Origin of the sequence: Streptomyces sp. LBL, from assembly GCF_029893585.1 — a bacterium.
Taxonomy (GTDB): Bacteria; Actinomycetota; Actinomycetes; order Streptomycetales; family Streptomycetaceae; genus Streptomyces.
Map to the genome: position 1 here is coordinate 72,874 of NZ_JARXYX010000008.1, position 19,063 is coordinate 91,936.

General features: G+C 69.6%; 24 protein-coding genes and 4 pseudogenes. 10 read left to right on the plus strand and 18 right to left on the minus strand.

Annotation, left to right across the window (positions count from 1 at the left end):
• Positions 1-103: 103 nt before the first annotated feature.
• From M2271_RS11720 to M2271_RS11735, 4 genes are read left to right on the plus strand one after another with little or no spacing between them, the layout of a single operon-like run.
• Positions 104-1,654: an ABC transporter substrate-binding protein gene (locus M2271_RS11720; protein WP_280887087.1), complete on the plus strand. Its 1,551-nt coding sequence runs from the start codon at positions 104-106 to the stop codon at positions 1,652-1,654.
• 19 nt (positions 1,655-1,673) lie between these two features.
• The gene (locus M2271_RS11725) at positions 1,674-2,702 is read left to right on the plus strand and encodes an ABC transporter permease (RefSeq protein ID WP_280887088.1); all 1,029 of its coding nucleotides are present in this window, start codon (positions 1,674-1,676) and stop codon (positions 2,700-2,702) included.
• Positions 2,689-4,416 carry a dipeptide/oligopeptide/nickel ABC transporter permease/ATP-binding protein gene (locus tag M2271_RS11730; RefSeq protein ID WP_280887089.1) on the plus strand — a complete coding sequence of 576 codons (1,728 nt, stop codon included), beginning with the start codon at positions 2,689-2,691 and terminating at the stop codon, positions 4,414-4,416. The genes M2271_RS11725 and M2271_RS11730 overlap by 14 nt, the downstream gene beginning before the upstream one ends.
• Entirely contained in the window at positions 4,409-5,221 is an 813-nt protein-coding gene (locus tag M2271_RS11735; protein WP_280887090.1) for an ATP-binding cassette domain-containing protein, read from the plus strand. The genes M2271_RS11730 and M2271_RS11735 overlap by 8 nt, the downstream gene beginning before the upstream one ends.
• A gap of 75 nt (positions 5,222-5,296) precedes the next feature.
• Here the strand turns inward: M2271_RS11735 and M2271_RS11740 are convergent, their stop codons facing one another.
• Entirely contained in the window at positions 5,297-5,473 is a 177-nt protein-coding gene (locus tag M2271_RS11740; protein WP_280887091.1) for a hypothetical protein, read from the minus strand.
• Between the two features lie 130 nt (positions 5,474-5,603).
• Here M2271_RS11740 and M2271_RS11745 point away from each other — a divergent pair, with 130 nt between their 5' ends.
• The 3 genes from M2271_RS11745 to M2271_RS11755 are packed head-to-tail and all read left to right on the plus strand — an operon-like array spanning position 5,604 to position 6,716.
• The gene (locus M2271_RS11745; RefSeq protein WP_280887092.1) at positions 5,604-5,990 is read left to right on the plus strand and encodes a DUF2795 domain-containing protein; all 387 of its coding nucleotides are present in this window, start codon (positions 5,604-5,606) and stop codon (positions 5,988-5,990) included.
• Positions 5,987-6,439, plus strand: coding sequence for a CBS domain-containing protein (locus tag M2271_RS11750; protein WP_280887093.1), 453 nt, complete (start codon positions 5,987-5,989; stop codon positions 6,437-6,439). The genes M2271_RS11745 and M2271_RS11750 overlap by 4 nt, the downstream gene beginning before the upstream one ends.
• A 52-nt stretch (positions 6,440-6,491) precedes the next feature.
• Positions 6,492-6,716 carry a hypothetical protein gene (locus M2271_RS11755; RefSeq protein ID WP_280887094.1) on the plus strand — a complete coding sequence of 75 codons (225 nt, stop codon included), beginning with the start codon at positions 6,492-6,494 and terminating at the stop codon, positions 6,714-6,716.
• 81 nt (positions 6,717-6,797) lie between these two features.
• Here M2271_RS11755 and M2271_RS11760 read toward each other — a convergent pair whose 3' ends face one another.
• The 3 genes from M2271_RS11760 to M2271_RS11770 all read right to left on the minus strand — a co-directional run bounded on the left by M2271_RS11760 (position 6,798) and on the right by M2271_RS11770 (position 9,172).
• Positions 6,798-7,094 (minus strand): DUF6158 family protein, encoded by a 297-nt coding sequence (locus M2271_RS11760; RefSeq protein ID WP_280887095.1) that lies wholly within the window; start codon positions 7,092-7,094, stop codon positions 6,798-6,800.
• A gap of 221 nt (positions 7,095-7,315) precedes the next feature.
• The gene (locus M2271_RS11765; RefSeq protein ID WP_280887096.1) at positions 7,316-8,935 is read right to left on the minus strand and encodes an ATP-binding cassette domain-containing protein; all 1,620 of its coding nucleotides are present in this window, start codon (positions 8,933-8,935) and stop codon (positions 7,316-7,318) included.
• Between the two features lie 75 nt (positions 8,936-9,010).
• Positions 9,011-9,172 carry a hypothetical protein gene (locus M2271_RS11770; RefSeq protein ID WP_280887097.1) on the minus strand — a complete coding sequence of 54 codons (162 nt, stop codon included), beginning with the start codon at positions 9,170-9,172 and terminating at the stop codon, positions 9,011-9,013.
• Positions 9,173-9,299: 127 nt separating this feature from the next.
• On the opposite strand from M2271_RS11770, the gene M2271_RS11775 reads away from it, so the two are divergent.
• Positions 9,300-10,121: a class I SAM-dependent methyltransferase gene (locus M2271_RS11775; protein ID WP_280887098.1), complete on the plus strand. Its 822-nt coding sequence runs from the start codon at positions 9,300-9,302 to the stop codon at positions 10,119-10,121.
• A 42-nt stretch (positions 10,122-10,163) separates the two neighbouring features.
• Positions 10,164-10,334, plus strand: coding sequence for a hydrophobic protein (locus M2271_RS11780; RefSeq protein ID WP_280887099.1), 171 nt, complete (start codon positions 10,164-10,166; stop codon positions 10,332-10,334).
• Positions 10,335-10,404: 70 nt separating this feature from the next.
• Here the strand turns inward: M2271_RS11780 and M2271_RS11785 are convergent, their stop codons facing one another.
• The 13 genes and pseudogenes from M2271_RS11785 to M2271_RS11845 all read right to left on the minus strand — a co-directional run.
• Positions 10,405-10,689 (minus strand): gas vesicle protein K, encoded by a 285-nt coding sequence (locus M2271_RS11785; protein ID WP_280887100.1) that lies wholly within the window; start codon positions 10,687-10,689, stop codon positions 10,405-10,407.
• Between the two features lies 1 nt (position 10,690).
• Complete coding sequence (locus tag M2271_RS11790; RefSeq protein ID WP_280887101.1) at positions 10,691-10,873, minus strand: gas vesicle protein; 183 nt, start codon at positions 10,871-10,873, stop codon at positions 10,691-10,693.
• A complete protein-coding gene (locus M2271_RS11795) occupies positions 10,870-11,649 on the minus strand; it encodes a GvpL/GvpF family gas vesicle protein (protein ID WP_280887102.1) in 780 nt (259 codons plus the stop codon). The genes M2271_RS11790 and M2271_RS11795 overlap by 4 nt, the downstream gene beginning before the upstream one ends.
• The gene (locus M2271_RS11800; protein WP_280887103.1) at positions 11,646-12,011 is read right to left on the minus strand and encodes a gas vesicle protein; all 366 of its coding nucleotides are present in this window, start codon (positions 12,009-12,011) and stop codon (positions 11,646-11,648) included. Before M2271_RS11800 ends, M2271_RS11795 begins: the two co-directional genes overlap by 4 nt.
• Entirely contained in the window at positions 12,011-13,132 is a 1,122-nt protein-coding gene (locus M2271_RS11805; RefSeq protein ID WP_280887104.1) for an SRPBCC family protein, read from the minus strand. Before M2271_RS11805 ends, M2271_RS11800 begins: the two co-directional genes overlap by 1 nt.
• Positions 13,132-13,806, minus strand: a complete 675-nt coding sequence (locus tag M2271_RS11810) for a DNA primase (protein ID WP_280887105.1) — start codon at positions 13,804-13,806, stop codon at positions 13,132-13,134. Before M2271_RS11810 ends, M2271_RS11805 begins: the two co-directional genes overlap by 1 nt.
• Complete coding sequence (locus M2271_RS11815; protein WP_280887106.1) at positions 13,803-14,066, minus strand: gas vesicle protein GvpG; 264 nt, start codon at positions 14,064-14,066, stop codon at positions 13,803-13,805. The genes M2271_RS11810 and M2271_RS11815 overlap by 4 nt, the downstream gene beginning before the upstream one ends.
• A gap of 10 nt (positions 14,067-14,076) precedes the next feature.
• Positions 14,077-14,847: a GvpL/GvpF family gas vesicle protein gene (locus tag M2271_RS11820; protein WP_280887107.1), complete on the minus strand. Its 771-nt coding sequence runs from the start codon at positions 14,845-14,847 to the stop codon at positions 14,077-14,079.
• Positions 14,844-15,269 (minus strand): gas vesicle structural protein GvpA, encoded by a 426-nt coding sequence (locus M2271_RS11825; protein ID WP_280887108.1) that lies wholly within the window; start codon positions 15,267-15,269, stop codon positions 14,844-14,846. Before M2271_RS11825 ends, M2271_RS11820 begins: the two co-directional genes overlap by 4 nt.
• A gap of 90 nt (positions 15,270-15,359) precedes the next feature.
• A complete protein-coding gene (locus M2271_RS11830) occupies positions 15,360-15,779 on the minus strand; it encodes a gas vesicle protein (protein WP_280887109.1) in 420 nt (139 codons plus the stop codon).
• Positions 15,776-16,132, minus strand: a pseudogene (locus M2271_RS11835) (hypothetical protein); the annotation flags it as partial. The gene M2271_RS11830 and the pseudogene M2271_RS11835, both read right to left, overlap by 4 nt.
• A gap of 43 nt (positions 16,133-16,175) precedes the next feature.
• On the minus strand, positions 16,176-18,044 hold the full coding sequence (locus M2271_RS11840; protein ID WP_280887110.1) for a transketolase: 1,869 nt from the start codon (positions 18,042-18,044) through the stop codon (positions 16,176-16,178).
• Positions 18,045-18,169: 125 nt separating this feature from the next.
• Positions 18,170-18,403: pseudogene (locus tag M2271_RS11845) on the minus strand (dehydrogenase); the annotation flags it as partial.
• Between the two features lie 160 nt (positions 18,404-18,563).
• Between M2271_RS11845 and M2271_RS11850 the strand changes: the two are divergent.
• A pseudogene (locus M2271_RS11850) lies at positions 18,564-18,686 on the plus strand (LLM class F420-dependent oxidoreductase); the annotation flags it as partial.
• On the opposite strand, the pseudogene M2271_RS11855 reads toward M2271_RS11850, so the two are convergent.
• Positions 18,683-18,874: pseudogene (locus M2271_RS11855) on the minus strand (LLM class F420-dependent oxidoreductase); the annotation flags it as partial. The pseudogenes M2271_RS11850 and M2271_RS11855 sit on opposite strands and share 4 nt — an antisense overlap.
• Between the last annotated feature and the right edge of the window lie 189 nt (positions 18,875-19,063).

The following is a 19,063-nucleotide window of genomic DNA, read 5'->3' on the forward strand; positions in this document are numbered from 1 at the left end:
ATTTCCCGGTTCCTTGCGCGGTGTGCTCCGCAACGACTCGGAAGGATGCGCGCGGCTTAGGCTCCGGCCATCGTTTTTTGGCCATGGGTTTGGGAGGCAACGGATGCGTTCGACGCGTGCTGTGCTGGCGGTGGTGTCCGTACTGGGGCTGGGTGTCGCCGGCTGCGGGGTGAGTGAGGATGCCGCGAAGGGATCGACGGACACCATCAACATGTCGTTGAACACCGATCCGGCCACCTTCGATCCGGCGCTGGCGAAGGGCGGCGACGACTACACGGTGACACGGCTGCTGTTCGACACCCTGGTGCGCAAGGACTCCGGCAACCGCCTGGTGGGCGGCATCGCGTCGAAGTGGAAGGCGGTCGACGCCGCGCACTACACCTTCGACATCCGCAAGGGGTTGAACTGTTCGGACGGCAGCGCGCTCACGCCGTCGGTGGTGGCACGGTCACTGACGCGGTTCGCCTCTCCGAAGACCGGGTCGTCGGGCCGCACGCTGGCACTGGGCCCGGCGACGGCGACGTTCACGGCCGACGACGGGGCGGGCACGGTGCGGGCCACGCTGTCCGCTCCCTGGGCGGACTTCCTGACCGGGCTGAGCCTTCCGCAGGCCGGGATCGTGTGCCCGGCCGGCCTGGCCGACCCCGGGAAACTCGCGACCGGCAAGGTGAAGGGGGCTTTCTCCGGCCCCTACACCCTGGCCTCGTCCCAGCCGGCCGTCGCGTACAAGCTGGCACTGAGGCGCGACTACACGGCCTGGCCGAAGTTCGCCAAGCCCCTGCAGGGAAAGCCCGCCGAAAACATCGACCTCACCCCGATCACCGACTACTCGACGATCGCCACCCAGCTGCTTTCCGGCAGCCTGGACGTGGGCGTGATCGTCGACGTCAACGCGTCCCGGTTCGACGGTGACGCGAAGTTCACCACCTCCCTCACGTCGAACACCACGACGTATCTGATGTTCAACGAGCGCTCCGGGACCGCGTTCGCGGACCGGCCCGATCTGCGCAAGGCAGTGGCACAGGCCGTCGACGCACAGGCCTTCAGCGACATCGTCAGTGGCAAGCGCGGCAGCACGATCAGCTCGGTCGCGGCGGCCAAGGTCCCCTGCGTCAACACCGACAAGTCGTTGCTGGCGGCCACCGACCCCGCCGCCGCGGCCAAGAAGCTGGCCGGGGTCCGCGTCCACATCGTGGGCACCACCCTGCTCCGCGGCGGCAACGACTACATCGCCGAAGCACTGCGCAAAGCCGGCGCCACCGTCAAGGTCGACTCCCTCGACAACACCAACTGGGCCACCGTGACCACCGCGGGCGGCAAGGACTGGGACATCAACGTCCAGGGCGACAACAACGTCATGGGCACGCTCACCTCCTCCCTGCTGCGCGTCATGGGCCCGGCGACCGAGGACGGCGGCCGCAACAAGATGGGGCTCGTCAACGACGAGGGGTACAAGGCCGTCGAGCAGGCCATGAGCAAGGTCGACCCCGCCGCACAGTGCGCCGCCTTCGCGTCGGCGCAGAAGTCCTTCCTGCAGCGGGTCGACGCGGTTCCGCTGTCGACCGTGCCGAACACCACGATCGTCGCCAAGGGGTTCTCCGTCCGCGCCTTCGACGACTACCTCGACGCCGCCACCCTCCGCATCACCGAATAGCTGGAAGGCCGCCCAGATCATGAGTTCTCTCAGTTCCGCGGAGCTCCCGGCACGTCCGCACCGCCTCCCGCACCTCTCCTCGCCCTGGCTCGGGTTCGCCGTCCGGCGGCTGATCGGCCTCGCCGCGGTCTTCGTCTCGCTCCTCGTCGTGTCGTTCCTGATCGTCCAGCTCATTCCCGGCGATCCGGCGGCGGGAATCGCGGGCGCCAACGCCGATTCTGCGGACATCGCACGCGTCCGGGTCGAACTCGGACTCGACCGACCGCTCGGGCAGCGGTTCCTGGACTACGCCGGAAACGTCCTCTCCGGGCACCTCGGCACGTCGTTCATGTACCGGCAGCCCGTGGAGACGATCGTCTTCAACCGGCTCCCCTTCACGGCGACCATCGCACTGGCCGGAATCGTCATCGTGCTGCTGGTCTCGATTCCGCTGGGCATGACCGTCGGGGTGCTGACGCAGGGCGGGCGGCGCGGGTGGCTGGACACGGTGTTCGGAGTGATCACCGGCTTCCTCGACGCGATTCCGGGCTACATCATGGCGTCGTTCCTCGTCGTGATGTTCGCCGTGGGCATCGGGGTGGTGCCGCTCTATCCCCCCGCGTACACGCCCCGCTTCGGGGCCCAGTCGTTCATCCTTCCCGTCGCGTCGATCGTGATCGGCCCGATCTGCACCGTTGCCCGGGTCGTCCGCCGCGAGACGGCGGTCGTGCTCGACCAGGACTACACGAGAACCGCGCGTGGCTGGCGTCTGCCCGCCCTCAAGCGGTACGTGAAGTGGACGCTGCCCAACATTCTCACCACCACGCTCACCCTGAGCGGGCTCATCCTGACGGGGATGATCGGCGGAGCGATCGTCATCGAGTCGGTGTTCGCGCTGCCGGGCCTCGGCAGCGGCATCATCAAGGCCATCCTCGACCGGGACTACCCGGTCATCCAGGGCATGGTGATCGTCATCGGCATGATCGCGGCGCTGGTCCATCTCCTCGTCGACGTGCTGCTGGGGCTGATCGACCGACGCACCCTCGGGGGTTCGCATGTCTCCGCGTAACCGACGGCACCGGGCGAACCCCGGACTCGTCCTGGGTCTGGCGCTGCTGGGCGTCATCGTCCTCATCGCCGTACTGGCACCCGTCCTTTTCACCGACGGGGCGAACGAAATGGGCAGCCGGTTCGCCGCTCCCTCGTCCGGGCACTGGCTCGGAACCGACGCCGCCGGTCACGACATGCTGCTGCGCAGCCTGGTCGCCACCCGTCTGACCCTGGTGATGACGGTGGGCGCCACGGCCATCGCGGTCATCCTTGGCGTCGGTCTGGGCACCGGCGTATGGCTCATGCCGGCCCGCGCCCGGGAGATCTGCCTTCGCGTGATCGACGCGATGGTCGCCTTCCCCGCGCTGCTTCTCGCCCTCGTCGTCGCGGCGGTCCTGGGCGCGGGGGGTTCCTCGGTGGTGATCGCCATCGGAGTGGCCGGTATCCCCTACTTCGCACGTCTCACCGCGAACCTCGCCGCGAAGGTCTCCCAGCACGAGTACATCTCGACCGCGCGCCTGCTCGGGGTGAGCCGGCCGCGGATCGTGCTGAGGCACATGCTGCCCAACATGGCGGAGCCGCTTCTGGTGCTTTCGGCGTCGACGTTCGCCAGCACCCTCACGGCCCTGTCCGCCCTCTCGTTCGTCGGCATCGGCGTCCAGGCGCCCTCGTACGACTGGGGAAAGCTGCTCAGCGAGGCGTTGCCGTCGCTGCTGGCGGACCGGCCGTACCAGATGGTGGGTCCGGCGGTTCTCGTGATCGTGACCGGCCTCGCCGCCGTGCTGATCGGCGACGGGCTCGCCGCCGCGGCCAACCCACGAGCGGGGCGGAAGACCGCCGGCCGGACGAACGCGCGCGACGCGGGGCAAAAGACACCGGTCTCGGGGGACGAGCAGGCCGGGCATCTCGTCGACGTACGGGGGCTGTGGATTCACCACGGCGACAAGGCGCTGGTCAAGGGCATCTCGTTCGGCATCAGGAAGGGCGAGATCGTCGGGATCGTGGGAGAGAGCGGGTCCGGGAAGACCCTGACCGCGATGGCGCTCGCGCAACTCCTGCCCGACGGCCTCACCTCGGACTGCGGTCGCATGGCCCTGGGCGACCTCGATCTTCTGAGGCCCGTCCCACCAGGTCTGCTGGCCGACCGGGTCAGCCTCGTCTACCAGGACCCCGGCTCCACGTTCAACCCGGCACTGCGCATGGGCACCCAGCTCACCGAGGTGCTGCGCACCCACAAGGGGCACGACAGGCAGGAGGCGAAGCGCCGGATCGTGGACGCGCTGCGGGTGGTGCACATGACGGAACCGGAAGACCGTATGAAGCAGTATCCGCACGAACTCTCGGGCGGCATGCGACAGCGCGCGATGATCGCGGCAGCACTGGCGACCGATCCTCACCTGATCATCGCCGACGAACCGACCACGGCTCTGGACGTGACGGTCCAGGCGGAGATCCTGCGCGAACTGGGTCGCGTCAACAGCCGCTTCGGCACCTCGATCATGTTCATCTCGCACGACATCGGCGTGGTACGCGCCCTGTGTCATCGCGTGATCGTCATGTACCACGGCGAGGTGGTGGAGGAGATCGCCGCAGCGGACCTGACGGTGGAATCCGCCCGCCATCCCTACACGAGGGCCCTCCTCGGAGCCACGCCGGACATCGGCAGTCCCGTGGCGAAGCTGCCCGGCATGTCCTGGGCCCCGGACGCGACGAAGGAGCACGCACATGGCTGAGGAAGCGGCGACTGTCGAGGTCCGCGACCTCGAAGTGAGCTACGGCTGGGGACGGAGTGCGACACGCATCCTCCACGGAATCTCGATGGATGTCGCCGCGGGACGCACCGTCGGTGTCGTCGGCGAATCCGGATCGGGCAAATCGACGCTGGCGAAGGCGCTGACCGGCACGCTCCGGCCGACCGCGGGGAGCGTGCGGATCAGCGGCGCGGACGTGTTCGCCACCCGCGGTGCGGACCGTGAGGCACTGCGGCGCAAGGTCCAGCTGATCCCGCAGGACCCCTACTCCTCGCTCGATCCCCGTCGGACCGTCGGGGAGGCACTCGCCGAAGCGGTGGACCCGCGGCACGCCCACGTCAAGAAGCACCAGGACGAGGTCGTGCACTGGCTCGACATGGTCAGGATGCCGGCGGACACCATCCACCGGTATCCCCACGAGTGCTCGGGGGGACAGCGCCAGCGGGTTGCGATCGCCCGCGGACTGATCCTCGGCCCGGAGGTCGTGATCGCGGACGAGATCACCTCGGCGCTCGATGTCTCGGTCCAGGCGGAGATCCTCAACCTCATCGCGAAACTGCGCGAGGAACTCGGTCTGACCATGGTGTTCATCTCGCACAACCTGGCCGTCGTCCGGCACGTCAGTGACGACGTCATGGTGATGTACCGCGGCGACATCGTGGAACACGGTACGGCCGCGGATCTCTACGAGCGTCCACAGCACGCCTACACACGTGCGCTGCTCGACGCGGTCCCGGGCGCCCCCGGCTTCGACATCACGCCGCACCCGCAGGAGAACAGCGTGTGACGTGGAGAGACGGTCTCCGTCGCCTCGCGGAAAAGAGTTCGGTCCCCAGGTCACAGACGTGGGGACCGAACTCTTTCACTTGCGTCCGACCGATGCGGCAACGGGCGAACCGACGGGGACCGCGGGGGACGGGGCGACGGCCGGTTCGGGTCGGTCGGCGTCCTCTCCCGGCAGCAGCAGCTCCTCGTATCGGCCCAGCGCCAGCATCACGCCGAGCATGACGAGCGGAATGATCACAGCGAGCACCGCCATGGCATGTCCTTCTGCAGGAATGTGCGCGGGGGGCCCGACTCGGGTCTCCCGGCATTGGGGGTGCAAACCCCGTGTCGGCCTCCGGTCCTCGGGTACGCGGTGGCCACTTCGAAGGATCTGGAGGGCGAACATGCAGCGAGGCAGCGACCGGCTGAGCCGCCACCGCGACGACGAGATGAAGCACGAACTGCAGGGTCTGCTGCGGTCCGGGCACCCCACGCGAACCGAGGAGTGGAACGACCCCGAGCCGACCGCCGACGACGACCCCGAGATCGCGGGCGGTCCGGTGACCCCGGGCCGCGCCGGAGCGTCCCTGGAGGCGGTCCGGCTGGAGCTGGCCCGGCTCCTGGGCCGCAGCTCGTTCCCCGCGAGCGCCGGGGACCTGGTGCGCGTCCTGCGCCGCAAGAACGCCCCCGACACCCTGGTCGAGGCCCTGGAACGGCTGCCGCGCAGGGAGCGCTACGCCAACGTCCAGGAACTCGCGCGGGCCGTGACCCGGCGGGAGGGACCGCAGTGACGGCCTACTTCGTGAAGGACGTGATGACACCCGGGGTGGTCGCCGTCCGCCCGGACGCCTCGCTCGTCGAGGCGGCGCAGCTGATGCGCGCGCAGGACATCGGCGATGTCCTGGTGGCCGACGGACAGCGCGTCGTGGGGATGCTCACCGACCGGGACATCACGGTGCGGGCCATCGCCGACGGCGTCGACCCGTTGACCGTGAGCGCCCACGCCGTGTGCACACCGGACCCGGTGGTGGTGGCTCCCGACGACCCGGTGTCGGCGGCGATCGCCCTGATGCGGGCGCACGCCGTACGGCGGCTGCCGGTCGTCGAGGACGGGCTGCCGGTGGGCATGGTCAGCCTCGGCGACGTCGCCGAGGCCGAGGATCCGGACTCGACGCTCGCCGACATCAGCCGGGCCGAGCCGGACGCGGAGCGGGGCGGCGACGGGCGGGAGGTCCTTTGAACGGGGACCGCCGCGCTTCGAGAAACTTTCCAGGAAAGGTGGTCGAACCACCATGCGCATCGCGTTTCTGACGACACCCGAAGGCGTCGAGCAGATCGAACTCACCGATCCGTGGCAGGCCGCGAAGGACGCGGGCCACGACCCCGCGCCGGTGTCGACGGAGCCGGGTGAGATCCAGGCCTTCCACCACCTCGAGCTCGTCACCAGCCGCAAGCCGGACGACCTCAAGGCCTTCTGCGAGGCCTACCTCGACGTGTTCGCCCAGGAGGCCGCCTGACGGAGCGCACCGGCGGCACGGGAACGGCCGCCGGTGCGCCGCTGACCGGCCAGGAAGGGCTCAGGAAGAGCTCAGGAGCTTTCAGGAGCGGGGAGTCGTCGACTCCCCGCTTCCGCGTTCCCGCGCCCCTGCGCGGGTGCGGCCCGCGGCTACCGGGCGGCGCGGGTTGCGGCGCAGGAACTCGCCCTCCAACTGCGCCATGCGCTCGTTGTGGGCCCGCAACGCGTCGTTCGACCCGTACAGGAGAGTGTCGTGCCGGGTGCGGTGGATGGTCTCCAGCTCCTTCATGAGCTGCTGGTCGTCCAGCCGGCCGGCGTCGAGTCCGGTCATGGTTCTGTCCCGCTCGTCGTGCCTGTCCCGCTCGTCGTGTTCGTTCATGCCCTCCGAGTACCCGCCCGGCCCGCACTACCCCCGAGCGGCATCCCGCCGCGCATCTGCGGCAGCGCGCGGAGCGTGAGCTGGAGCGGTTCCTGGCCGCCCGGGAGCCCGGCGACGACGGACGCGCCGGCGCGGTCGAGGGCGTGCCCGCGCTGGTCGAGGCGGCGCGGGAGCACCGTATCGGCGAGTTGCTGCTGCTCGACCGACAGGGTCCCTGAGGGTTACCGGGCCCGTTCCACGCGTCGTTCGTCCCAGACCGGCTCCGCCGTCTCACGGACCCGGCCGTCGCTGCCGAAGACCAGGTAGCGGTCGAAGGAGCGGGCGAACCAGCGGTCGTGGGTGACCGCGAGAACCGTACCGTCGAAGGCCTCCAGGCCCTCCTGCAGGGCTTCGGCGGACTCCAGGTCGAGGTTGTCGGTGGGCTCGTCCAGCAGCAGGGCCGTGACGCCCTGCAGTTCCAGCAGGAGGATCTGGAAGCGGGCCTGCTGGCCGCCGGAGAGCCGCTCGAAGGTCTGCTCGGCCTGGTTCGTCAGCTCGTAACGCCGCAGCCGGGACATGGCGGCGCCCCGGTCCTGGGCGTGCTCCTTCCACAGGATGTCCAGGAGCGTGCGGCCCTCCAGTTCGGGGTGCGCGTGCGTCTGGGCGAAGTGCCCGGGGACCACCCGCGCGCCGAGCTTCCACGTGCCCGTGTGAGCCACGTCGCCGCCGGCCAGCAGCCGCAGGAAGTGCGACTTGCCGGAGCCGTTGGAGCCGAGCACGGCGACCCGTTCGCCGTAGAAGACCTCCAGATCGAAGGGGGTCATCAGACCGGTGAGTTCGAGTCCCTCGCAGGTGACGGCCCGTACGCCGGTCCGGCCGCCCTTCAGACGCATCCTGATGTCCTGCTCGCGCGGCGGCTCCGGCGGTGGGCCCACCTCCTCGAACCTGCGCAGCCGGGTCTGGGCGGCCTGATAGCGGGAGGCCAACTCGTGGCTGATGGAGGCTGCCTGACGGAGGCTCAGGACCAGCTTCTTCAGCTGGGCGTGCTTCTCGTCCCAGCGGCGGCGCAACTCCTCGAAGCGGGCGAAGCGCTCGCGCCGGGCCTCGTGGTAGGTGGCGAAGCCGCCGCCGTGCACCCAGGCGTCGGCGCCCGCGGGCGAGGGCTCCACGGACACGATCTTCTCCGCGGCGCGGGCGAGGAGTTCACGGTCGTGGGAGACGAACAGGACCGTCTTGCGAGTCTCCTTGAGCCGCTCCTCCAGCCATCGCTTGCCGGGCACGTCCAGGTAGTTGTCGGGCTCGTCGAGCAGCAGCACCTCGTCGGTGCCGCGCAGCAGCGCCTCCAGCACCAGCCGCTTCTGCTCACCGCCGGACAGCGTGCGCACCTGCCGCCACTGCGCCTTCTCGTACGGCATCCCGAGCGCGGCCGTGGTGCACATGTCCCACAGCGTCTCGGACTCGTACCCGCGCGCCTCGGCCCAGTCCGAGAGTGCCTGCGCGTACGACAGCTGGGCGGCCTCGTCGTCGACGGCCATGAGGGCGTGCTCGGCCTTGTCGACGGCCTGCGCGGCCTCGCGGATCCGGGGCGTCGCGACGGACACCAGCAGGTCGCGTACGGTCGTCTCGTCCCGTACGGACCCCACGAACTGGCGCATGACGCCCAGGCCGCCGCTGACGGTGACCGTCCCGCCGTGCGGTTTCAGCTCGCCCGAGATCAGCCGCAGCAGTGTCGTCTTGCCGGCCCCGTTGGGGCCGACGAGGGCCACGACGGCCCCTTCGCCCACCCGGAAGGACACATCGCCGAGCAGCGTCCTCCCGTCGGGGAGGTGGTATTCGAGGTGCGCGGCTTCCAGATGTCCCATGAGGAGGCAGTCTGCGTGCGCGGGACCGCCCACGACAAGCTGAATACCCATCGGTCCGGCACCCGGACCGCACCGTCACGGCCCGTGCGGGTGTCGTACCTGATCCGCGGGCAGCTCGACGTACGGGGCGTGCACGGCGGCCGTCGCCGCGGCCTTCTCCAGCCCGGCCGGTACGTCAGCCGAGGAGAAGCCGCCGGAGGCGCTGACCGTCTTCCACCCCGGCCCACATCTGATCACCCGTCAGTCCATATCCCAAAACGTGGGTCTCATCATTCGACATGCGCGCGTACGGTGATGTGTGTCACCGGAGGGGCCGCGAGGTGCCGGTGAACCGGTATGCCGGTAGACCGAGAGGGGATCAGCCATGTCCAGGACACGGGAGACCGCCGTCTACACGCACGGGCACCACGAGTCGGTGCTGCGCTCGCACACCTGGCGCACCGCCGCCAACTCGGCGGCCTATCTGCTCGGCTCGCTCAAACCCCATATGAAGATCCTGGACATCGGCTGCGGTCCGGGCACGATCACCGCCGACCTGGCGGAGCTGGTCCCCGACGGGCACGTCACCGGCGTCGACCGGGCGCCGGGGATCCTGGACCAGGCCCGGGCGACGGCCGCCGAGCGCGGTCTGACCAACGTGGGCTTCGCGGTCGCGGACGTGCACGCGCTGGACTTCCCGGATGACACGTTCTGCGTGGTCCACGCCCACCAGGTGCTCCAGCACGTGGGCGACCCGGTGCAGGCGCTGCGCGAGATGAAGCGGGTGACCAGGCCGACCGGGTTCATCGCCGTCCGCGACTCGGACTACGCGGCGATGACCTGGTACCCGGCGTCCGCGGGGATGGACGACTGGCTGGACCTGTACCGCCGGGTGGCCCGCGCCAACGGCGGCGAGCCGGACGCCGGGCGCCGGCTGAAGTCCTGGGCGCTCGCAGCGGGCCTGACGGACGTCACGGCCACCTCCAGCACCTGGACCTTCGCCACCGCCGAGGAACGGGCCTGGTGGAGCGGCCTGTGGGCGGACCGCACCCTGAGTTCCGAGTACGCGGAGCGGGCCACGGAGGGCGCTCACGCGACCTGGGAGCAGCTGCGGGCCGTGGCATCGGCCTGGCGGGAGTGGGGCGCCCGGGAGGACGGGTGGTTCGGTGTGCTGCACGGAGAGATTCTGTGCCGAAAGGAAGTCTGAATCCCCGTTTTCAGGAAACCCTGATTGCAGGAGGTTCACACTATGGTTCCGATTCTGCTGGTACTGCTGCTGGTGCTGATTCTTTTCGGTGCTGGTTTTGCGGTGAAAATACTCTGGTGGATTGCCTTGATCGTCCTGGTGCTATGGCTTCTGGGCTTCCTGATGCGGGGTACCTCCGCGGGCGGAGGCAGGGGCCGCTGGTACAAATGGTGAATTGACCCCGTGAATCAATCCCACCCCGGGAACGAATCCCGGGGTGGGATTGATTCACGGGGCCCGGGGTTCATTCCCGGGGAAGCAGCGGTCCGAGCGGCCCGAGGTCCAGATTGAGGTCCTCGGGCCGCAGGCCGTAGCGCTCACGCAGCTCGGTCATACGGTCGTCGAGCAGCATCAGGGTGAGCCCGATGCGCTCCTCCTGCTCCTCGTTGAGGTCGCCGGTGTCGAACCGGCGCAGAGCCTGGCGCTCCATGAGCTGGCGCAGCAGTTCCACCACGGTCAGCACGAGTTTGACCAGGTCCCGCTCGACGGTGTCGGGCTCGAGGTCCAGCCGGTTGCGTCGCTCGGTCACATCAGTCTCCCCATGGTGACGGCACTTGCTCGTTCACGGAGCTGATCAGCGCGTTCAGGTCGATACGGACGAGGTCGACGTCCGCGATGCGCAGGGTGATGTCCCCGGTGATGACGACGCCGCCGGCCAGCAGCCGGTCCAGGAGGTCCACCAGGGCGACCTCACGGCGCTCGATCACCGTCACCGGTCCTCCCCCTCCTCGCCCGCGAAGGAATAGGCGGCCCAGGGGCCGGTGAGTTCCACCCGCATTCCCGGGATGTCGTCCTTCGTACGATCCACCAGTTCCACGAATTCCTCGGATTCGGAACGCGGCACGAGATAAGCCGCGTTGAGCAGGTTCTGTCCCGGGACGCCGGACAGTGTGGGGTTCTGCGGGGCGTGCAGCCGGGAATCCTCGGCGTGCGTGGAAAGCGTCTCGTGCAGTCGGGTCGCGAAGGACTCCGCCTGCTGCCACCTCTCCTCGCGCGAACGCACCCGCGTACGCCGCTGGCGCAGGTAGTCCCGGCCCGAGGTGGCCTTTTCCGGTCGGGCCTCGACGCTGTCCGTCTTCTTCGCGGGTTCCTCCGGCTCGGCGTACACCTTGACACCCCACTCCACCCGGCCGTGCAGCCGGTCGAGGGTGCGCCGGAAGGCGTCCTCGCGCGCCTCGATCATCACCCGGACCCCGCTGTCGTCGCGGAAGACGGTGCCGAGCCGCAGCGGCAGCGGAGTGGTGACGACGGTGAGCGCGTCGATCACGCCCTGGTGGGCGCGGGCTGTCGCGGTCAGCCAGTCCATGTCCTCCAGATGCCTGTGGAGCGGTTCTTCGGCGAAGTCCCGCTCCGGCACATGACTGACCACGACGGCCAGACCGTGGTGGTGCAACAGTCTGGGCGGATCGCCGGCCACCCCCGTCAACTGCGCCTGCAGCGGCGTGTCGAAGGGGTGACAGACGGCGTAGGCGTACCGCAGTCCGGTCATGAGCGTTCCTCCTCGGCCCGGACCGAGGAGGAACGCTCCTCCTCGGTCCGGGCCGGCTCGAGTTGTTCAAGTCGCGCCAGCCGCTCCCGCAACTCGGCGTTCTCCCGGGAGAGTTCGTCGCGTCTGGCTCGGGTGGACAACGCCGGGTCGTCCTCCCACCAGTCGATTCCCATCTCTTTGGCCTTGTCGACCGAGGCCACGATCAACCGCAGTTTGATCGTGAGGAGTTCGATGTCGAGCAGGTTGATGCGGATGTCACCGGCGATCACGATGCCCTTGTCGAGCACCCTCTCCAGGATGTCCGCGAGGTTGGCGCCGCCACCCTGGCCGTAGGGGTCGGGCAGCCGGCTGGGCGTGCTCATCATCGACTCCCGCGCCCGGCGTCGGCGTACTCTTCCTCGCCGTCCGCCGCCTCGGCCTCCTCGTCCTCATCCTCGGTGTACTCGTCCTCGGAGTCGGTGTCCTTGCCCTCTTCTTCCTCGTCCTCCTCGGCGTACGGGCCCTCCTCCTCGTCCTCGTAGGCGTCCTCGTCCTCGTCCGCGGAGTCCTCGGCGGGCTCGTCCTCGGCCGTGTCCTCGTCCATGTCCTCGGCCTGGGCGGCCTCTTCCTCCTCGGCCACCGCCTCGTCGTGATCGCGGACGACTTCGCCGTCGCTGATCTCGCCGCGCCAGCCCTCCTCCGCCTCGCCCTTGAGCGTGATGAAGCGGACGAAGTGCTTGAGGTCGAGCCGGGCCCGGCGGCCCTGGGCGCGCCAGATGTTGCCGGTCTTCTCGAAGAAGCCCGAGGGGTAGTACTCGATGACCAACAGGACGCGGGTGAGGTTGTCGGCGAGCCGGTGGAAGGAGACGACGCCCTTCGTGTTGCCCTTGGCTCCCTCCGTGGTCCAGGAGATCCGGTCGTCCGGCACCTGCTCGGTGGTCGTGGCCTTCCAGCTGCGGCTGGACCAGAAGACCTTCAGCTGCCAGTCGGAGGTGGTGTCGTCGGCGCGGCTCGCGCTCTTGACGCCCTTCGCGAAGGTGCTGAAGTCCTGGTACTGGGTCCACTGGTCGTAGGCCGTGCGCAGCGGCACGCCGACGTCGACGTACTCGATGATGACGGTGGGCTTCCCACCCGCGCCCTTTTTCTTGCCCTTGCCGCCGCCGAGGTTCTTGAACGCTCCGACCACGCTGTCCTTGGCGCGGCCGGCCCCGACCCCCACCGCGGAGCGCAACGGTCCCTTGCCCTCGGCGAGCTTGCGGCCGCCGTCGAGGGCGAGTTTGGCGAAGCCTGGGCTGTTGCCCTCGGCGATGTCGTTCAGCTTTCCCGTGGTCTCGCCGAGCTTGCGGCCGGCGCCGACCAGCAGGCGCTGGGCCTGGGCCCCGAGGTACTCCTGCACCTCGAACTTGAGGCGGTCCACTGCCTCGCTCTTGGCCACGTCGGTGAGCGGATTGTTCTTCGTCGCCTTGTCGGTGGCCCCCTGTGCGGATCCGAGAGTCTCGGTCATCACTCACCGCCTCCCTTCGGCCGATGGCGTGCGCCGCCGCCCGCACCGCGAGCCGCGGCGGTCTTCTTGCCGGTCGTCTTGCCGGTCGTCTTCTTGGCCGCCGTCTTGCCGGCAGGAGCCTTGTTGGCGGACGCGGTCTTCCTCGCGGGCACCTTCCTGGCCGGGGCCTTCTTCGCCGACGTCTTCTTCGCCTGCTTCCGCGGCGGCTCAGGCTCCTCGTCGGGCTCCTCATCGGCCTCATCGGCCTCATAGGTGTCTTCGGCCTCGTTGCCCTCGTCGGTGTCCTCGGCCTCGGGCTTCTCGTACTCCTCCTGGGGCTCCTCGTCCTCGGAGTCCTCGGAGCCGAGGTCCGGCGTCACGCCCGCGAGCTGGTCGCGGACCTGGGAGGTACGGCCGCGCAGACGGTCGGCGACGGCGTCGATCTGCCGCTCGACCAGGGCGCCGGAGGCGGCCTTGCCGACCCCGCGCAGGTCCTCGCGCAGCTGGTCCCCGATCTCCTTGAACTGCGGGTTGTTCTGCAGTTGACCGGAGATCAGATCGGCGACGCCCTTCGGGCTCAGATGCATCTTCTTGCCCGCCACGACGCTGCCGATGGCGAACGCCAGTTTCATTTTCTTGGTACGTCCGAGGACGTATCCGGCCCCTATCGCGAGGCCCATTCCCACTCGGTTCATCGTGCCGTCCCGTCGCCAGTCCCCGCGCCACCGCGCAGGCCTATCTCCAGTCGGTCCAGCAGTTCGTCCTCCTGCCGGTCGAACTCCTCCTCGTCGATCTCGCCCGCCTCCAACCGCTCCTCCAGCCGGGCGAGTTCGGCCCTGACCGCGCTCGGGTCGTAGTAAATGCGTTCCGCCTCGCTCAGGACCTGTCTCATCACCCACCCAGCGCCCCGCACAGGTGCGAAGGGCAGGAGGAACACCTCTCCGATGAGTCCCACGGCCTCCTCCTCATTCCTCCGCGCGGCCGGGGCCGGCCGTGGAGCCCGCGTGCTCCGCGGGGCCGGGTTCGACGAAGCTGTACGGCGGCAGCGGACCGTTGACGCGCACATCGAGGTGCGGAAGGCTCGTGCGGACCTGTTCCACCTCGTTCAGGAACTCGGCTGCCTGGTCGCGCTCCACCAGGAAGGACACGTTGGCGAGCCAGCCGGTGGACTCGGGGCCCACGCTGATCGCGTCCGTGACCCGCTCCAGGGCCTGCTGCACCGCGGCGGCGTCCTCGCCCTCACGGGCCTTGACCGCCGCGACGACCATCTCGCCGAGTTTCAGCTTCTGCTCGTAACTGCCGCCGCCCGCCTGCCGGTTGGCCTCGGCCAAGGCGCGGACCTGCGGGTTCTCGGACATCACGCGGTGCAGCACGGCCTCTTCGTCGTGAGTGACCTTGACGTTGTACTCGACCTTGCCGTCGAGCGTGCGCAGCCGCTCGCTGTAGTGGTCGGCGCGCTCGGCGAGCACTCCGGTGACGGCGTCGTCGTCAGGGGCGACACTGCCGAAGCGCATCGGCAGGACGCAGCCGTCCGCGCCCGCCTCGCTCAGGACGTTCTGGTGGGCGAGGAGATCCTTGCGCTTGGGACGCAGCCCCTCGGGCGCTTCGCTGACGACGGCCGCCAGCTCGCCCACCTCCAGGATGCGCACGGGGCGCGGCGGGTCGCCGACGCCGCCCAGGCCCTCCGGGGGCGAAGGGTGGGACGCGGCAGTGATGCCGTAGACGTACGTGCTCACTGCTCCTCCTCCTTCCTGCGCGACGCCGTCGACTTACGGGCACGCGGCCGGGACTCGGACTGTCCCTCCTCGCGCGCCTCCTTGAAGGCGCCGGATATGGTCTCGGCGGCACCGGACAGCGCGCCCTTGGACTTGCCGCGCGCACCGGACTCGGTCATCTTGCCGACCAGGTCGGGCAGGCCCGGGTCCTTGCGCGGCCCGGACTCCAGGTCGAGCCGGTTGCACGCCTCGGCGAAGCGCAGATAGGTGTCGACGCTGGCCACGACGACCCGGACGTCGATCTTCAGGATTTCGATGCCGACCAGGGAGACCCGTACGAACGCATCGATGACGAGACCCCTGTCGAGGACAAGTTCCAGAACGTCGTAGAGGCCACTGCTGCCGCCTCCGCCACCGCTCTGCTGGGCCGGGACAACGGTCATGCCGACCGCGCCTCCTTCTCTGTGGGCTGGTTATGGATTTTCTGCGGGCTGGTTACAGGCTGTGAACGGGCGGGTGGGCGGGTGAGCGCCCTAACGGCCGCCGCCCGCCTGGTGTGCGTCGGACCGCCCGCGTTCGTAACGGCGGACCCGTCGGTAGCCGGTGAGCTGTCCGTCCGTGTCGAGTTCGACCTGGTAGCTCGCCATCAGGCTCATCGTGTCGGGCACACGGACCAGCTCGAGGACCTCGACCTCCAAGGCCCAGCCGTCCTCGGTCTGCTCGAAGGACGACACGTTCTCGACGGACATGCCGGTCAGCTCTGCGAGCTGGGCGCGCGCATGACGGAGCACTTCCATGGGCTTCGGCCGCCGACCGGCAGCCTCCCTGTGCTCGGGACGGCTTCCGGTGTCCGGTTCCGCGTCCCTCTCCGTGTCCCCTTCCGCGCCTCTTTCTCTCCCTTTGGATGAGCTTTGTGAATGCTGTGACTGCGATGTGTTTTTTGTGTTCGTCATAGCCACCTCTTTCTCCGGGTGGCCGCTCCCCCGTTGGCCAAACCTTCAGGAGGACATCCCCACGGATTGGTGCGGGCCCGCTCCACGGCGTCGGCGATGGTCCACCGACGGGCGTCGAGGCCGGGGTCGTCCAAGGCGCGGACCTCGTCGAAGTCCTGGCGCCCGTTGACCGGCACCACCACGTGCAGACCACGCGAGCCGGTGGTCATCAACACCGACGGCGGTTTCAGCTCGCCCAGCAGCTCCCCCAGCAGCCGGGCCGCCTCCCGCACCGCCTCGAAGTCGTCCCGGGAGTCTCCCGCCGAGTCGAGGTCGAAGACCATCCGGTCGGGCCGGTCGACGCTTCCGGCGCGCCGGCCGCCGCGCCGTCGCCGCTCACCGCTCGCCGCTCACCGCTCACCGCACGATCGCCTCCTCCACCAGCAGCCGCCCGGCCGCCGCGATCGACCCGGCGTCGATGCCCGCGGCCTGCAACTGCTCGTCCGGGGACGCCGAGCCCGGCATCGCGCGGACCGCGAGACGCACCAGGCGCGGTACGGACCGCCCGTCGACGAACGCGTCGAGGACGGCATCGCCGAGGCCGCCCTCCTCATGGTGGTCCTCCACCGTCAGCAGACAACCGGTCTCCTCAGCGGCCCGGCGCAGGGTGAGCGTGTCGACGGGCTTGACGGAGTACAGGTCGATCACCCGGGCCCGGATGCCCTCCCCGGCCAGCGCGTCGGCGGCGGCCAACGCCTCCGGCACGGTCACACCGGCCGCGACGATCGTCATCCGGTCCTGCAGGGAGGAGCGCAGCACCTTGCTGCCGCCGATCGGGAACTCCTCGTCGGGACCGTAGATCACCGGGCTCTCGCCGCGTGAGGTACGCAGATAGCGGACGCCCTCCAGGTCGGCCATCTCCGCGACGAGGTGCGCGGTCTGGTTGGCGTCGCACGGGTACAGCACGGTCGAGCCGTGGATCGCCCGCATCATCGCCAGGTCCTCCAGACCCATCTGGCTGGGCCCGTCCTGCCCGATCGCCACACCCGCGTGCGAACCGACCAGGTTGATGCCGGAGCCGCTGATCGACGCCATGCGGATGAAATCGTAGGCGCGGGTGAAGAAGGCCGCGAACGTGGAGGCATACGGCACCCAGCCGCGCGCGGCGAGTCCGACGGCGGTGGCGACCATCTGCTGCTCGGCGATGTAGCACTCGAAGTAGCGGTCGGGGTGCTCCTTGGCGAAGAACTCCGCACGTGTGGAGTCGCCGACCTCGCCGTCGAGGGCGACCACGTCCGCGCGTCCGCTGCCGAGCGCGGCGAGCGCCTGGCCGAAGGCATCGCGGGTGGCCACGCCCTTGTCGTCCCGGTCGGAACCGTCCTTCTCGAAGCGGGGCAGCTCCAGATGTCCGGCGGGTACGGAGTGCAGCATCCGGGCGGCGGGCGGCTCGTGGACCTCGACGCGGATGTTCCGATGGGCGCCGCCGAGTTCCTCGATCGCGTCGTCGGCGTTCTTCAGCGGCTTGCCGTGCAGGCCCTCACGGTCCTCGACGTCCGCCACTCCCTTGCCCTTGAGGGTGCGGGCGATGATCGCGGTCGGCTGGCCCTTGGTGGAGGCGGCCTCGCCGTACGCCCGGTCGACGGCGTCCACGTCGTGGCCGTCCACCTCAACGGTGTGCCAGCCGAAGGCCTGGAAGCGGCGGGCGTAGGCGTCCAGGTCGTGGCCGTGCCGGGTCGGGCCGCGCTGGCCGAGCCGGTTCACGTCGACGATCACGGTGAGGTTGTCGAGGTGCTCGTACCCGGCGTGTTCGGCGGCCTCCCACACCGAGCCCTCGGCCATCTCACTGTCACCACACAGCACCCACACCCGGTAACCGGTGCGGTCCAGTCGCTTCCCGGACAGCGCGATGCCGACACCGACGGGCAGCCCCTGCCCCAGCGAGCCGGTCGCCGTCTCGACCCACGGCAGCTGCCGGGGCGTGGGATGCCCTTCGAGCCGGCTGCCCAGCTTGCGGAAGGTGAGCAGTTCCTCGTCGTCGACGGCACCGGCCGCCTTGTAGGCGGCGTACAGCAGCGGCGAGGCGTGTCCCTTGGACAGCACGAAGCGGTCGTTGGCCGGATGGGCCGGGCGGTCGAAGTCGTAACGGAAGTGGTTGGCGAGGAGTACGGCCATCAGGTCCGCGGCAGACATCGACGAGGTCGGGTGCCCGGAGCCCGCGGCAGCCGCGGCACGTACGCTGTCGACGCGCAACTGCTGGGCCAGTTCGACGAGTTGGCCGGTGTTCATGAGTCTCCTTCAACGGGGGTTCGGTCGGTGCGCGGGACCGGGCCGGGGGCCTTGTGGGGCCCGTCGGCGGGCGGGTCTCCGGCGGGCGGGTCTCCGGCGGGCGGGTCTCCGGCGGGTTCGCCGCAGGCCTCGCCGAGCACCAGGCGGACGTGCGGCAGCGTGCCCGACAGGGAGACGGTGACCCGGCGCGGCTCCAGGATCCCGGCCGCGACCTGGGGCAGCAGGGGCAGGTACAGGAAGTAGTCGGTCGGGTTCAACAGGGTGATGTCGGCCTTGCCGCGGGACATCCGGGACAGTTCTCGGGCCGTCCGGTATCCGGCGAAGCCGGCACCGACGAGCACAATGCGGGGTCGACTCACGGTTCGCCTCCGGAGCTGTCGCGTGCCTCGGCAGCCTTCCGCGTCCCCCTGGTCAGGGCAGCCAAACGTGCGCCCGGTCGCCGCGCCCGCCCGGTTTCCGCCACGACCGCCGGGTACTCGGCAGGCGAACCACCGTCCCCCCTGTGGAGGGACACCCCCCATGCCCGAGTACGGCTACTTCCTCTCGTGCGAGCAGTACGGTCCCGCGGAGCTCGTCGAGCAGGCGCGGATGGCCGAGCAGGCCGGGTTCCAGGCACTGTGGATCTCCGACCACTATCTGCCGACGCCGAGCCGGAAGCGCCCGTTCGTCATCACCGTGCTGGTCTCCGCTACCTGCGCCACCACCGCCGGATGGATCCGTACGGTCGGGCAGGTCACCGCCGTCTCGATCGGCAGGGACACCGCCTCGGACAGAGCGCCGATCACCGACCAGACGAACGGGCTCTGGCCCTGTTCGTCGTTCCACGGGTGGACCGGGTGGCTCACCGCCCTCACGGACCATCTGACCGAGCACGGCCTGGTGCTGGAGACGCTCGCCGGGCCACTACCATGTCCTCGGTGACCAGGGTCTGCACCTGCTCGAAGTGCCTGGGGGAACCCGGCATCTACGACCCCACCGGCCCCGGCAAGCTGCTGTTCGGCTTCTTCGCAGCGATGGCA

Bases quoted from the DNA above. Each gene is read 5' to 3' on its own strand.
- M2271_RS11720 (WP_280887087.1), top strand. From the start codon at position 104: ATGCGTTCGACGCGTGCTGTGCTGGCGGTGGTGTCCGTACTGGGGCTG.
- M2271_RS11810 (WP_280887105.1), bottom strand. From the start codon at position 13,806: ATGAACCGAGTGGGAATGGGCCTCGCGATAGGGGCCGGATACGTCCTC.
- M2271_RS11840 (WP_280887110.1), bottom strand. From the start codon at position 18,044: ATGAACACCGGCCAACTCGTCGAACTGGCCCAGCAGTTGCGCGTCGAC.
- M2271_RS11825 (WP_280887108.1), bottom strand. From the start codon at position 15,269: ATGACCGTTGTCCCGGCCCAGCAGAGCGGTGGCGGAGGCGGCAGCAGT.
- M2271_RS11765 (WP_280887096.1), bottom strand. From the start codon at position 8,935: ATGGGACATCTGGAAGCCGCGCACCTCGAATACCACCTCCCCGACGGG.
- M2271_RS11775 (WP_280887098.1), top strand. From the start codon at position 9,300: ATGTCCAGGACACGGGAGACCGCCGTCTACACGCACGGGCACCACGAG.
- M2271_RS11730 (WP_280887089.1), top strand. From the start codon at position 2,689: ATGTCTCCGCGTAACCGACGGCACCGGGCGAACCCCGGACTCGTCCTG.
- M2271_RS11795 (WP_280887102.1), bottom strand. From the start codon at position 11,649: ATGACCGGACTGCGGTACGCCTACGCCGTCTGTCACCCCTTCGACACG.
- M2271_RS11755 (WP_280887094.1), top strand. From the start codon at position 6,492: ATGCGCATCGCGTTTCTGACGACACCCGAAGGCGTCGAGCAGATCGAA.
- M2271_RS11760 (WP_280887095.1), bottom strand. From the start codon at position 7,094: ATGAACGAACACGACGAGCGGGACAGGCACGACGAGCGGGACAGAACC.
- M2271_RS11740 (WP_280887091.1), bottom strand. From the start codon at position 5,473: ATGGCGGTGCTCGCTGTGATCATTCCGCTCGTCATGCTCGGCGTGATG.
- M2271_RS11725 (WP_280887088.1), top strand. From the start codon at position 1,674: ATGAGTTCTCTCAGTTCCGCGGAGCTCCCGGCACGTCCGCACCGCCTC.
- M2271_RS11735 (WP_280887090.1), top strand. From the start codon at position 4,409: ATGGCTGAGGAAGCGGCGACTGTCGAGGTCCGCGACCTCGAAGTGAGC.
- M2271_RS11780 (WP_280887099.1), top strand. From the start codon at position 10,164: ATGGTTCCGATTCTGCTGGTACTGCTGCTGGTGCTGATTCTTTTCGGT.
- M2271_RS11830 (WP_280887109.1), bottom strand. From the start codon at position 15,779: ATGACGAACACAAAAAACACATCGCAGTCACAGCATTCACAAAGCTCA.
- M2271_RS11745 (WP_280887092.1), top strand. From the start codon at position 5,604: ATGCAGCGAGGCAGCGACCGGCTGAGCCGCCACCGCGACGACGAGATG.
- M2271_RS11800 (WP_280887103.1), bottom strand. From the start codon at position 12,011: ATGAGCACGCCCAGCCGGCTGCCCGACCCCTACGGCCAGGGTGGCGGC.
- M2271_RS11805 (WP_280887104.1), bottom strand. From the start codon at position 13,132: ATGACCGAGACTCTCGGATCCGCACAGGGGGCCACCGACAAGGCGACG.